This window comes from Rhodococcus sp. DN22 (assembly GCF_036669995.1).
GTDB classification, from domain to species: Bacteria; Actinomycetota; Actinomycetes; order Mycobacteriales; family Mycobacteriaceae; genus Rhodococcus_F; species Rhodococcus_F erythropolis.
This window is the reverse complement of the sequence record NZ_CP133326.1, coordinates 3911235-3922616: the sequence shown is the minus strand read 5'-3', so window position 1 is coordinate 3922616 and position 11382 is coordinate 3911235. Positions and strand designations below refer to the sequence as shown.

At 62.4% G+C, this 11382-nt stretch carries 12 protein-coding genes and 1 riboswitch; of the genes, 6 read left to right on the top strand and 6 right to left on the bottom strand.

Annotation, left to right across the window (positions count from 1 at the left end; translation table 11 throughout):
* The first annotated feature begins 3 nt into the window (after positions 1 to 3).
* Genes RA302_RS17865 through RA302_RS17855 form a run of 3 tightly spaced genes read left to right on the top strand, consistent with a single transcriptional unit; the run spans position 4 to position 3879 of the window.
* Positions 4 to 654, top strand: a complete 651-nt coding sequence (locus tag RA302_RS17865) for a potassium-transporting ATPase subunit C (protein ID WP_007731080.1) — start codon at positions 4 to 6, stop codon at positions 652 to 654.
* A 7-nt stretch (positions 655 to 661) separates the two neighbouring features.
* On the top strand, positions 662 to 3202 hold the full coding sequence (locus tag RA302_RS17860) for a sensor histidine kinase KdpD (protein WP_003944466.1): 2541 nt from the start codon (positions 662 to 664) through the stop codon (positions 3200 to 3202).
* A complete protein-coding gene (locus RA302_RS17855) occupies positions 3199 to 3879 on the top strand; it encodes a response regulator (protein ID WP_003944545.1) in 681 nt (226 codons plus the stop codon). The genes RA302_RS17860 and RA302_RS17855 overlap by 4 nt, the downstream gene beginning before the upstream one ends.
* 9 nt (positions 3880 to 3888) lie before the next feature.
* On the opposite strand, the gene RA302_RS17850 is transcribed toward RA302_RS17855, so the two are convergent.
* Together RA302_RS17850 and RA302_RS17845 are read right to left on the bottom strand one after the other, a co-directional pair.
* Positions 3889 to 4869 carry a zinc-binding alcohol dehydrogenase family protein gene (locus RA302_RS17850; RefSeq protein ID WP_042924097.1) on the bottom strand — a complete coding sequence of 327 codons (981 nt, stop codon included), beginning with the start codon at positions 4867 to 4869 and terminating at the stop codon, positions 3889 to 3891.
* Positions 4866 to 5327: a MarR family transcriptional regulator gene (locus RA302_RS17845; protein WP_007731082.1), complete on the bottom strand. Its 462-nt coding sequence runs from the start codon at positions 5325 to 5327 to the stop codon at positions 4866 to 4868. The genes RA302_RS17850 and RA302_RS17845 overlap by 4 nt, the downstream gene beginning before the upstream one ends.
* A gap of 121 nt (positions 5328 to 5448) precedes the next feature.
* Here RA302_RS17845 and dinB point away from each other — a divergent pair, with 121 nt between their 5' ends.
* Complete coding sequence (dinB, locus tag RA302_RS17840) at positions 5449 to 6747, top strand: DNA polymerase IV (protein ID WP_007731083.1); 1299 nt, start codon at positions 5449 to 5451, stop codon at positions 6745 to 6747.
* Here the strand turns inward: dinB and RA302_RS17835 are convergent.
* From RA302_RS17835 to RA302_RS17825, 3 genes are all read right to left on the bottom strand, one after another.
* Positions 6744 to 8024 carry an LLM class flavin-dependent oxidoreductase gene (locus RA302_RS17835; RefSeq protein ID WP_054187674.1) on the bottom strand — a complete coding sequence of 427 codons (1281 nt, stop codon included), beginning with the start codon at positions 8022 to 8024 and terminating at the stop codon, positions 6744 to 6746. The two genes, dinB and RA302_RS17835, sit on opposite strands and share 4 nt — an antisense overlap.
* Complete coding sequence (locus tag RA302_RS17830; RefSeq protein WP_070161100.1) at positions 8024 to 8815, bottom strand: 3-oxoacyl-ACP reductase; 792 nt, start codon at positions 8813 to 8815, stop codon at positions 8024 to 8026. The genes RA302_RS17835 and RA302_RS17830 overlap by 1 nt, the downstream gene beginning before the upstream one ends.
* Positions 8806 to 8899, bottom strand: a riboswitch (TPP riboswitch). It overlaps the preceding gene by 10 nt.
* Positions 8900 to 8901: 2 nt before the next feature.
* Entirely contained in the window at positions 8902 to 9045 is a 144-nt protein-coding gene (locus RA302_RS17825) for a hypothetical protein (protein ID WP_261254182.1), read from the bottom strand.
* Here RA302_RS17825 and RA302_RS17820 point away from each other — a divergent pair.
* Together RA302_RS17820 and RA302_RS17815 are read left to right on the top strand one after the other, a co-directional pair.
* Positions 9038 to 9478, top strand: a complete 441-nt coding sequence (locus RA302_RS17820) for a DoxX family protein (protein WP_003944516.1) — start codon at positions 9038 to 9040, stop codon at positions 9476 to 9478. The genes RA302_RS17825 and RA302_RS17820 overlap by 8 nt on opposite strands.
* 103 nt (positions 9479 to 9581) lie before the next feature.
* The gene (locus RA302_RS17815) at positions 9582 to 10571 is read left to right on the top strand and encodes a diiron oxygenase (RefSeq protein WP_070161085.1); all 990 of its coding nucleotides are present in this window, start codon (positions 9582 to 9584) and stop codon (positions 10569 to 10571) included.
* On the opposite strand, the gene RA302_RS17810 is transcribed toward RA302_RS17815, so the two are convergent.
* Positions 10568 to 11317, bottom strand: a complete 750-nt coding sequence (locus tag RA302_RS17810) for a TetR/AcrR family transcriptional regulator (RefSeq protein WP_070161087.1) — start codon at positions 11315 to 11317, stop codon at positions 10568 to 10570. The genes RA302_RS17815 and RA302_RS17810 overlap by 4 nt on opposite strands.
* Between the last annotated feature and the right edge of the window lie 65 nt (positions 11318 to 11382).

Sequence of the window (11382 nt, the reverse complement as noted above, 5' to 3'; positions counted from 1 at the left end):
GACATGCGTTTCACTATCGGTTTTGCCAAACAGGTGTGGGCGGGTTTGCTCGTATTGCTCGCGCTCACCGTCGTTCTCGGTGTGGTCTATCCCGCCGCGGTGTGGGGTGTCAGCCGGATCAGCTCCGGATCTGCCGAAGGCTCACCGGTCACCGATGCCGCCGGTTGCGTGGTCGGCAGTGCCTGGGTGGGTGTCGATCCGCAGGTCGCCGAAGGGCAGCAGGACCCGTTCTTCCACAATCGTGTTGTCGGATCCGTTTCGGACGAGGATCCGTTTGCCACCGGTGATCCCGCTGCGGCACTGCCGTCCAACCAGGGGCCGAGCAGCGAGATTCTGGCCGGATTCGTCATCGAGCGCCGGGCAGCCATCGCGGCACGTGAAGGTGTCGACCCTGCATCGGTTCCCGTCGACGCAGTCACCGGTTCGGGCTCGGGTATCGATCCCCACATCAGTCCGGCGTACGCCGAACTGCAGGTCGCGAGGGTGGCGGCGAACAACGGCATCTCGGAAGACCAGGTGCGGGACTTGGTGGCCGAGCACACCGACGGTCGGCAACTCGGATTTCTCGGAGCCGAGCGAGTCAACGTACTGGAATTGAACCTGGCACTCGGATTGACGGCACCTACGTGTGCTGCACCGACGACTGGTGGATGATTGTCACGTGAGTTCTTCGGAGAAGGTCGGTCAATCTTTCGGTAGGGCACGCAAACGTGGTGAATTGCGTATCTACCTCGGCGCTGCGCCTGGCGTCGGAAAGACCTTCGCGATGCTCGGTGAGGCTCATCGGCGTCGAGATCGTGGCTGTGACGTGGTCGCGGCCGTCGTGGAGACACACGGCCGCGCCCGCACCGCGGCGCAGATCGGAGACCTCGAAACAGTGCCGCCCAAGCTGGTGGATTATCGCGGAACACGGATGCCGGAACTGGACGTCGAGGCCGTGTTGGCTCGGCGTCCGGCCCTTGTCCTGGTGGACGAGTTGGCACATACCAACACGCCAGGGAGCAAGAATCACAAGCGCTGGCAGGACGTACAGGAACTGCTCGAAGCCGGGATCGACGTTCTGTCCACGGTCAACGTGCAACACCTCGAAAGCCTCAACGACGTTGTCGCGCACATCACCGGCGTGGTTCAGCAGGAGACGGTTCCGGACGCGGTAGTGCGTAGTGCGGCGCAGGTCGAGCTGGTCGACATCACCCCGGAGGCGCTGCGCCGCAGACTTTCTCACGGAAACGTGTATTCACCGGAACGGGTCGATGCGGCCTTGGGCAATTACTTCAGACGCGGAAACCTCACGGCGCTACGCGAACTGGCACTGCTGTGGGTGGCCGATCAGGTGGACGCCGCACTGGCGAAATACCGGGCCGAGAACAAGATCACCGATACCTGGGAGGCGCGCGAGCGTGTCGTCGTTGCCGTGACCGGGGGACCGGAGTCGGAAACCCTGGTACGACGCGCATCTCGAATCGCGTCGAAGTCGAGCGCCGAGCTGATGGTGGTCCACGTCGTACGCGGTGACGGACTCACCGGTGTCTCGGCCCCAGAGATGGGCAAGGTGCGCGCGTTGGCTGTCGGAGTCGGCGCCACGCTTCACACCGTTGTCGGTGACGACGTACCGTCGACGCTCCTCGAGTTCGCGCGTGAGGAGAACGCCACACAGTTGGTGCTGGGAACGTCGCGGCGTTCCCGCCTGGCTCGCATCCTCGACGAGGGGATCGGCGCTGCGGTGGTTCAGCAGTCCGGTGGTATCGACGTTCACATGGTCACGCACGAGGAAGCGACGGCGCGACGACGCATTTCGGTGCTGGGGCGCTCGGAGCGCCGGGTCCTGTCGTGGATTGCGGCGATCGTCGTGCCTTCGCTCGCGGCCGCGATCATGGGTCTCGTCGACCGAATCTCCGGGGTCAACGGCGAGAACGCGCTGTTCTTCGTCGTGGTCGTTCTGGTCGCCCTCCTCGGCGGCGTCGGCCCGGCGATATTGTCGGCCCTGATCTCGGGACTGCTGCTCAATTACTTCTTCACCGATCCGCGGTACAGCTTCACCATCGCCGAACCTGACAACTTCATCACCACTGTCGTGCTGTTGATCGTGGCTGTGGCAGTTGCCGTTCTGGTCGACGCCGCAGCAAAGCGCGCCCGCGAGGCGAAGCGCGCATCCGAGGAAGCCGAACTGCTCACACTGTTCGCGGGATCAGTTCTCCGCGGAGCGGATCTGTCGACACTTCTGGCGAAGGCACTCGAAATCTATCGCCAGCGAGGGGTTTCCGTCATTCATCACGACGACGGAGTCATCGCCGCCGTGGGTACGCAGCCGCCGACCACGGACGACGAAGCGGATACGGTCTGTGAGGTCAACGACGGGGAATACGCGCTGTTGTTGGCTGGGCCCGACCTGAGTGCGCGGGATCGACGAGTGCTGACGGTGGTGGCTCACCAAGCAGTTGGGATGATCCGCCAGGAGAAACTGACAGTCGAGGCGAGCAAGGCTGCCGCGCTCACCGAGGCTGATCAACTGCGTCGAGCCCTGCTGTCAGCGGTAAGCCATGACCTGCGAACGCCTCTCGCCGGAGTGAAGGCGGCGGTGTCGAGTCTGCGCAGCGACGACATCGAGTTCTCGCCCGAAGACACCGCTGAATTGTTGGCAACCATCGAGGAGTCGGCGGATCAGTTGACGGCGCTGGTCGGGAACTTGCTCGACTCGTCCCGACTTGCCGCCGGGGTGGTGAAACCCACGCTGCGGCCGGTGTATCTGGACGAGGTGGTTCACCGCGCGTTGCTGGGCCTCGGCATCGGTGGACGCTCGGATTCGCGGGCTCGAAGTGTAGTCGTCGACGTGGGTACCGTTGCAGTGCAGGCAGATCAAGGTCTGCTCGAGCGGGTGATTGCGAACATCGTCGACAACGCTCTGCGCTACGGGGGAGAAACCCCGGTGCGCGTCGGGGCGGCGCAACTCGGTGATCGTGTGGTGATCAGTGTTGCCGATACGGGCCCAGGTGTTCCGCGAGGTGAGGCCGAAACGATGTTCCAGCCGTTCCAACGGATGGGAGATCGCGACAACACCGGCGGAGTGGGCCTCGGACTTTCCGTGGTGCGCGGATTTGTCGATGCGATGGGCGGAACGGTCAGCGCCACAGACACACCTGGTGGGGGATTGACGATGATCGTGGAGTTGGCTGCGGCCGGTACGAATGGGAATGGATCATGAGTCGAATCCTGGTAGTGGACGACGAACCGCAGATTCTGCGAGCTCTGCGTATCAATCTTTCGGTGCGCGGGTACGAGGTGGTGACCGCGTCGACGGGCGCCGGTGCCTTGCGGGCTGCTGCCGAGCGTCCACCGGACGTCGTGGTACTCGATCTCGGACTGCCCGACATGGACGGCACCGAAGTGCTTGCCGGCCTGCGTGGCTGGTGCACGGCGCCGGTCATCGTGCTGTCGGCGCGCACGGATTCCGCGGACAAGGTCGAGGCTCTCGACGCCGGTGCGGACGACTACGTCACCAAGCCCTTCGGGATGGACGAGTTTCTGGCCCGCGTGCGCGCTGCGGCGAGGCGGGGAACCTCCGCGGCGGACACTTCGGAACCGTCGGTCGAGACCGCGTCCTTCACGGTGGACTTGGCTGCGAAAACAGTGAGTCGGCGCGGTGAACAGGTGCACCTGACTCCGACCGAGTGGGGCATGCTCGAGATGCTTGTGCGCAACCGCGGAAAGCTGGTCGGGCAGAAGGAGTTGCTTCGGGAAGTGTGGGGACCGGCGTACGACACCGAGACCCACTATCTACGTGTCTACCTGGCTCAACTTCGTCGGAAGCTCGAGGATGACCCGGCGAACCCCAAGCATCTGATCACCGAGGCAGGAATGGGTTATCGATTCGTGGTGTGAGAAGCCAGGTCAGAGCACAACTACCAATTTGCCACGTGCCGTACCGGCTTCCATCTTGGCATGTGCTCGCGCGATGTCCTCGAACGCGAACACCTCGTCGATCGGTACCACCGCCTCGCCTGACGCCACAGCGGAGAGGAAGTCTTGCAGTACGCCGGCAGGCAGGTCGGACGCGTCCCCACCGTACGAGGTCAATCGCACTCCGCGTGGAATGTAGTCGATCGGATAAAAGTCTTTGACTGTCCACTCGTTGGACAGCATTCCCGTGAAACACACGGTGCCGTGAACGCGGGTCGCGCGCAACGTGTCGGGAAGTGTTGGTGTTCCGACCAATTCGAGGGCCAGATCAACACCGCCCGGGAGGATGTCTCGAACCTGGCCGGCCACAGCACCGTCGTCGACGATAACGTGGTCAACCCCGATCGCGGTCAACGACGACGCTTTGTTCGCATCTCGGGTGGTCGCAAGGACAGTGAGTCCCCACTGCTTCGCCAGGACTGCGGTTGCCATGCCGACCGAGGAGGTTCCTCCCCGGATCAACAGGGATTGACCGGATTTCGCGTCCAGTCCTACCGTCAGCGAGCCGTAGGACGTCTGCAGCATCTCGGGAACAGCTCCCACTGTCGACCAGTCCAGTTCGCTCGAGAAGGGAACGACCTGACTGACGGGAACGCACGTGTACTCGGCATAACCGCCGTCGAACGTCCTCCCCATCCCACCCATCATGGCGGCGACTTGCCGGCCTTCGGTGAGCTCCCCGCCGGGGCAGTTCACCACTTCGCCGACGGCCTCGATGCCCAGCACCCTCGGGAATGTCACGCCTTCGGCGAGGCCGAGGCGGGTGTGAAGTTCGGATCGATTGAGGCCGAAAGCCTTCACCCGGACCAGTACCCAGCCCGCAATCGGCACGGGTATCGGAATCACTTTGATAGTCAATGCTTCTGGCGGGCCGGGGGCGTCGAGCACGATTGCGCGCATTGTGTCGGTCATGCTTTTTCCTTCGTGGTCGGTGTCAGGTTTCGATTGGCTTCACGCAGCGTGGCCAGTGTGGCGCCGAATCGATCGAGAGCGTCGGGCGTCAGCACGGAACCGAGACGGCGCTCCAATTCGCCGTCGAACGTTGCCTTCGCCCGCCGCAACAGCTCATTGCCCTCGGGAGTCAACTCGATGAGTGAGGATCGTTTGTCGGTGGGATTGGATTTTCGACGGCAGTGTCCAGCCGCTTCGATTCGATCCACCAGCTTGCTCGTGCCACCGACGGTGATCGCGAGGGCCTCGGCGATGTCGAAGACCCGACAGGAGCCGAGCCTGTCGATGATCTGCATCGGCTCGAATCGACTCAGTGGCAGGTCGTGCTCGATTCGGAGTCGCTGGTCGACGGCCGTCCACAGTTCGGTTTCGAAGCGGACGAGGTTGTCGAAGTGCCTGCTCAGGGCTGATCTGGTCACGAGCAGACTCCGAACCGATATGCATTCCGTGGAATCATTTTCTCACCGTACGCCCGATTCGTGATTAATTCCATGGAATCTATTTGCGGCCTTTCATTGTGTCGGTGGCGCATGGGAACATATGTTCGTGTCGCATGAACCGCTGGATCAAGAAACGCCAGGTAATCACCCTGGCGGTGCTCGTTCCGGCGGTAATCATTCTGGCGGTAGTCGGTCCACAGGTGACGCAACAATCCTGCATGCGGACCTCGATTCGTTCTACGCATCAGTCGAGCAACGCGACGACCCGACTCTGGCCGGCAGGCCGGTCATCGTCGGTGGTGGGGTGGTCTTGGCGGCAAGCTACGAGGCCAAGGCGTTCGGGGTTCGCACAGCCATGAGCGGTGGTCAGGCCCGATCACTGTGTCCTCAGGCGATAGTCGTCCCTCCGCGAATGTCGGCGTACTCGCAGGCGAGCAAAGACGTGTTCGACGTCTTTCACGACACGTCGCCGCTGGTCGAAGGAATCTCCATAGACGAGGCCTTTCTCGAGGTCGGCGGGCTCGCCAAGATCGTGGGAAACCCGCTGCAGATCGGAGCCAACCTCAGACGCGATGTGGCCGAGCAGGTCGGACTACCGATCACGGTCGGAATCGCACGCACCAAGTTCCTGGCCAAGGTCGCCAGTGCATTCGCGAAACCCGACGGATTGCTGCGAGTGCCGCCGGAGGGCGAGACCGAGTTCCTGCATCCCTTGCCGGTCGAGAAGCTGTGGGGCGTCGGCAAGATCACGGCCCAGAAGCTGCGAAACTTCGACATCGTGACGGTGGGTGACATCGCTCGGCACGACGAATCCTCGATCGTCTCGATTCTCGGGGGCGGCGCCGGTCGCCATCTCTACGCACTCTCACACAATCGAGATCCGCGCCCCGTCCGCGCCTATCGTGGCCGCAGTTCGATGGGTGCTCAGCATGCGCTGGGTCGCGGATCCCATCCCCGCGCAGAACTCGATGCGTCGTTGATGTCCCTTGTCGACCGTGTCAGTCGACGCATGCGTTCGGCGCAGCGGACGGGGCGCACGGTCACGCTCCGGCTCCGCTTCGCGGATTTCACGCGGGCAACTCGATCTCACACGCTGCGCCGGTCCACCGCCGACACAGCGGAATTGCTGAGCGCCTCGATGGTGCTGCTGGACGAAGCGATACCGATGATCGCGGACAAGGGCATCACGTTGATCGGTGTCGCTGTCTCCAACCTGGATCGGGACGGCGCCGAACAACTCGAATTGCCCTTCGACGGTCCAGGATTCGCGGGTCCGGACACTGCCGCCCTCGACTCGGCAATGGACAGTGTCCGGAAGAAGTTCGGCTCCGCGGCCCTCACGAGGGGAGTGCTCCTGGGACGCGATCCGGACCTGTCGGTGCCGCTACTGCCGGACTAGGTGAGGTTTTCTCGCAGAGTCGCTCCCTCGTATTCGCGACGGAACAACCCACGCGCCTGCAGCACCGGAATCACGTGATCGACAAAATCTTCCAGACCCTGCGGATAGGTCGGCGGCATCAGATTGAAACCGTCGGCACCGCGGCCGTTCAACCAGGATCCCATCTCGTCGGCAATCGACTCCGGTGTTCCGATCATCGTTGCGTGACCACCACCCGCAGCGAGCGTCCCGAGGAGCTCCCGCACAGTCGGTGCGTCCTTCTCGACGATCCGCAAAATAGTGGCGTAGCGTCCCTGCGGCCCTGTGAACGCTTCGAGTGGAGGCAACGGGGGCACGGGCCCGTCGAGATCCCAGTTCTCGCAATCCTGTCCGGTGAACAACGAGAGTTGGCGTATTGACTGTTCGGTGGGCAGCAGGAGATCGAGTTCGGCCTTCTTCGCCCTGGCCTCGGCGACGGTGCTGCCGACGTAGGTGACCAGTCCCGGCATCACGGCGACAGAGTTCGAATCCCGGCCGGCTCGCTCGATTCTCGATTTCACGTCCGCGTAGTAGGTCTGTGCGCTGGGTAAGTCGTAGGCAACCGAATAGATTGCCTCGGCGCGACGCGCCGCCAGATCGCGGCCCTGCTCGGACGCCCCGGCCTGGAACAAGACCGGCCGGCCTTGCGGGGAGTGCGGAACCGTCAACGGCCCGTCCACCCGAAAATGTTTGCCGTCGTGATTGATTCGAGAAATCCTGTTTGCGTCGGCAAAACGCCCCGACCGGTCGAGAATCAGCGCGTCTTCCGACCATGAATCCCACAATGCGAGGGCCACTTCGACAAATTCGTCGGCTCGTTCGTATCGGGATGCATGATCGGGCATCGCCTCGAGTCCGTGGTTGCGCGCCTCCTGGTCGAACATCGAGGTCACGACGTTCCAGCCGGCCCGTCCGCCGCTGATGTGATCGAGCGAGGCCAACAGTCGCGCCGCGTGAAACGGCGTGTAGAAAGTGGTGGAAATGGTGGTCACCAGGCCGATGTCCGCTGTCGCTCGTGCCATGGCAGTCAATGCGGTGATCGGCTCGAGAAACCACGACGCACCCGACTCCGGTTCGCGAACACTGTGACCGTCAGCGAAGAAGACGGCGTCCAGCTTTCCGCGTTCGGCGATCTGGGCGAGCGACTCGTAATACGTGATGTCGCCGAGACTTTCGACCGGTGAGTCGCGATGACGCCATGCCGCACTGTGATGTCCGCACCCGAGCAGGAACGCACCTATCCGTAATTGCGCGCCCATCAGTTCTTGACGAGTCCGCCGTCGACAACCAGGTTCTGACCGGTCACGGCCCGTGACCATGGTGAGGCGAAAAAGAGTGCAGCGTCGGCAAATTCGTCCGGCGTGGTGACTCGGCGCAGGGGAGTGCTTGCAGCGATCATGTCGAAGACGGCTTCGGGTGTTGCGGCGCTCGCATCGGTGGTGCGGAGCAAGCCGCCCGAGACCATGTTGACTGTGATCCCGTCCGGACCGAGGTCGGCGGACAGCGTCCGTGTCAGTGCCAACAGTGCGGCCTTGGCAGCGGTGTAGTCGTGGTACGGAACTACCGGATTCTGGACCAGATTGGTTCCGACAGTGATGATTCGGCCGAAGCCGAGTTCGCGCATGCCTGGTAGCGCTGCCTGGGTGGTATTGAGTGTTCCGGCAACAGCTCCGCGTAGTTGAGAGTCGAAGTCGGCCCAGGTGATCGTGTCCGCGTTCGGCCGTGCATCGCCGTTGAACGAGAAGTCGACCAGTGCATTGTCGACCACGGTCGAGATCGGTGCGTCGAATCTCTCGCGTGCAGCGGAGAACAACTGGTCGACGGAACTGCGGTCCGTCACGTCCGCTTGGACTGCGAAGGTGCGATCCTCACCCAGTTCGGCGACCAGGGCCTCGGCGGCATCGTGGCTCTTGTTGTAGTTCACGATCACCCGGGCCCCCGAGCGGGAGAATGCTCGGCTCAGTGCGGCGCCGAGCCCGCGGGCGCCACCGGTGATCAGAACGATCTGCTCGTCCAGGTTCAATGCGCGCTGAAATTGCTGTTCGGTCATGTCGACATCCCTCCGCCAGTGCTAACTGGTCAGGTTCATCGGGTCTGATCTCAGCCGACTTTTTCGGCACCCCGTGTCACCGACCATCAGACCACGAGCGGTGAATCGTCCTGAACGCCGGGTGCGTTGTAACGGCCGGCGCGATGAGTTTTCGATCGCTCGGGAGTCGTAATTGCAAGCGAAGTGGCAACCGGCCGCTCGCCTTCGCCCCAGGAGATTCCGATGACCACCCAGCCCGTCCACAACGAAACTGTTTCCGGTAACGCCACGACGACGACACCTTCGGCCACGGCTCGCAAGCTCGGATACGTCCTGAGTGGGCTGTTCGTCGTTTTCATGCTCTTCGACGGCATCATCCACATTCTCAACCTTCAGACAGTCAAGGATGCGTCGGCTGAACTTGGGTTGCCGGACTCGCTGGCATTGACGGCTGGGGTGGTGCAACTGATCTGCCTTGCGCTGTACGTGATTCCGCGAACGTCGATACTCGGCGCGATTCTGCTCACCGGTTACCTGGGGGGAGCGGTGTTGACCAACCTTCGAGCTGAACAGCCTCTGCTGAGCACGACCCTGTTTGCCGTCTACACCGGAATCGTCATGTGGGCGGGACTGTATCTCCGGGACGAGAAGGTTCGCGAGATCATCCCGCTGCGTCGGGCCTGAAATAGGCCCCCGAGGGGGTTGCGTGGGACGCGGTGTCCCATTATGTTTGACCTCATTCAAGTCCGTCGACTGCAATCGACGGACTGGCCGTGAGGAGACACCGATGGCTCGGTCAGCGTCGATCGAAGTGGAAAAGCCGTACCACCAGGTACTGCAGACTTTGTCCGAGGGCTCAGTTGCCCGCAGTTTCGATCCCTATCTCGACATCGACTGGGATTCACCAGAGTTCGCGATCGATCCGCATGATCCGAGATGGGTGCTCTCGTCCGTGTCGGACCCCCTCGGGGCGACGCAGTGGTACCAGGATCAGTCGTTGGAGCGTCGAATCGCCATGGGAATGTGGCGTCAGGCGAACGTGACCAAGGTGGGTTCGGCCTTCGAGAGCATCTTGATCCGGGGAATGCTGCAATACATCATGGCGCTACCCAACCAGTCGCCTGAGTTCCGGTACTGCCTGCACGAGATGACCGAAGAGTGCAATCACATCCAGATGTTCCAGGAACTCGTCAATCGCATGGACATCGACGTGCCGGGTATGCGTCCGATGTTCCGGCGACTGTCGCCGATCATCGGAGTGCTGGGAGCAAAGTTCCCGGTCATCTTCTTCATCGGCATTCTGGCTGGTGAAGAACCGATCGACCACTTCCAGAAGGATCTCATCCGTGAGGGTAAGGACACGCCGCCGGCGATGCTCCGCACCATGGAGATCCACATCGCCGAAGAAGCGAGACACATCTCGTTTGCTCACGAGTTCCTGCGCAATCACGTCCCCAGACTCAGTCGTACGAGTCGAGCCATCACATCGGTCGCCTTCCCCGGCGCGATGCGTTGGCTTGCGGGTGAAATCATGTCACCGCCAAAGGAATTCGCCGAAGAATTCGGAATCCCGGACGAGGTGATGAAGAGCGCCTTCTGGGGGAGCCCGCATTCACGCCGCATCCTGGGTAACTACTTCGGTGAAATGCGATCCCTGGCAGACGAACTCGGATTGATGAATCCGGTGTCGAAGCGTGCGTGGCGAAAGCTGCGCATCGACGGCGACTACGCCCGCTACCGCGGCGAGCCGAAGCGTTCCGACAAGACCCGGATCTAGTCCGGCTGCGAAGTTCCTCCGTCGGAGGACACCAGCTCGGCTATGAGCGTGGACAATTCGACATGGGGATCGATCTGTAGTCCGCTCGAGCGGGCAACGCCGTCGAACATGTACCAGGTGTATTTCGCGAGGTCGGCGACGATCTCTTCGCGGCTCGGTTTCGGATCGGTGCTTCGGACCCAGTGGGTGAGCGTGCCCTCGACCATTGTCACCACTGCGAACGGTAGTGAATCGAAGGGTGAGGAGTCGATCCCCACGGAACGACCGACTTCGGTGATAGTGGTGCGGGCGGAGTCGGCGATTGTGGCCTTCAGACTGCTGATCGCGTCGATGCTCTCGTCGTCGTAGTCAGTGGGGCCGGTACCCATGAACTCGTGAATCCGCGGATGCTCGGTGATCCACTCGGCGACGGCGCTGATGGTTCGGGTCAGGATCTGGTCGAGAGTGCCTACCGAAATGCTCATCGAGGCGTCCAGGGCCGCCGCAAATTGTCCGAGCACAAACGCTCGGACTCGTCGATCGAGGTCGTCTCGGCCGCTGAATTGGCGGTACACCACCGACTTGGCGAGGCCGGCACGATCGGCGATCTGCTGGACGGACACCTCGGCACCTGCCGCACGCTCTTCGATCAGTTCGACCGCCGAGGTGAGTATCCGTTTCTGACGCTCGGAGTTGTGTCGCTCCCACCGCGCTTCGCGACCGGTCAACTCTGCAGTGACAGGTTGCGCAATTGCGTCGCTCGGCATCGCGCCAGTCTATCCGGACGGACCTGCCGTGTTTCCGACTTGTCATCGGGCGCGGCATCGGGATC

Bases quoted from the DNA above. Each gene is read 5' to 3' on its own strand.
- RA302_RS17820 (WP_003944516.1), top strand. From the start codon at position 9,038: ATGACCACCCAGCCCGTCCACAACGAAACTGTTTCCGGTAACGCCACG.
- RA302_RS17815 (WP_070161085.1), top strand. From the start codon at position 9,582: ATGGCTCGGTCAGCGTCGATCGAAGTGGAAAAGCCGTACCACCAGGTA.
- dinB (WP_007731083.1), top strand. From the start codon at position 5,449: ATGTTCGTGTCGCATGAACCGCTGGATCAAGAAACGCCAGGTAATCAC.
- RA302_RS17835 (WP_054187674.1), bottom strand. From the start codon at position 8,024: ATGGGCGCGCAATTACGGATAGGTGCGTTCCTGCTCGGGTGCGGACAT.
- RA302_RS17855 (WP_003944545.1), top strand. From the start codon at position 3,199: ATGAGTCGAATCCTGGTAGTGGACGACGAACCGCAGATTCTGCGAGCT.
- RA302_RS17830 (WP_070161100.1), bottom strand. From the start codon at position 8,815: ATGACCGAACAGCAATTTCAGCGCGCATTGAACCTGGACGAGCAGATC.
- RA302_RS17850 (WP_042924097.1), bottom strand. From the start codon at position 4,869: ATGACCGACACAATGCGCGCAATCGTGCTCGACGCCCCCGGCCCGCCA.
- RA302_RS17865 (WP_007731080.1), top strand. From the start codon at position 4: ATGCGTTTCACTATCGGTTTTGCCAAACAGGTGTGGGCGGGTTTGCTC.
- RA302_RS17810 (WP_070161087.1), bottom strand. From the start codon at position 11,317: ATGCCGAGCGACGCAATTGCGCAACCTGTCACTGCAGAGTTGACCGGT.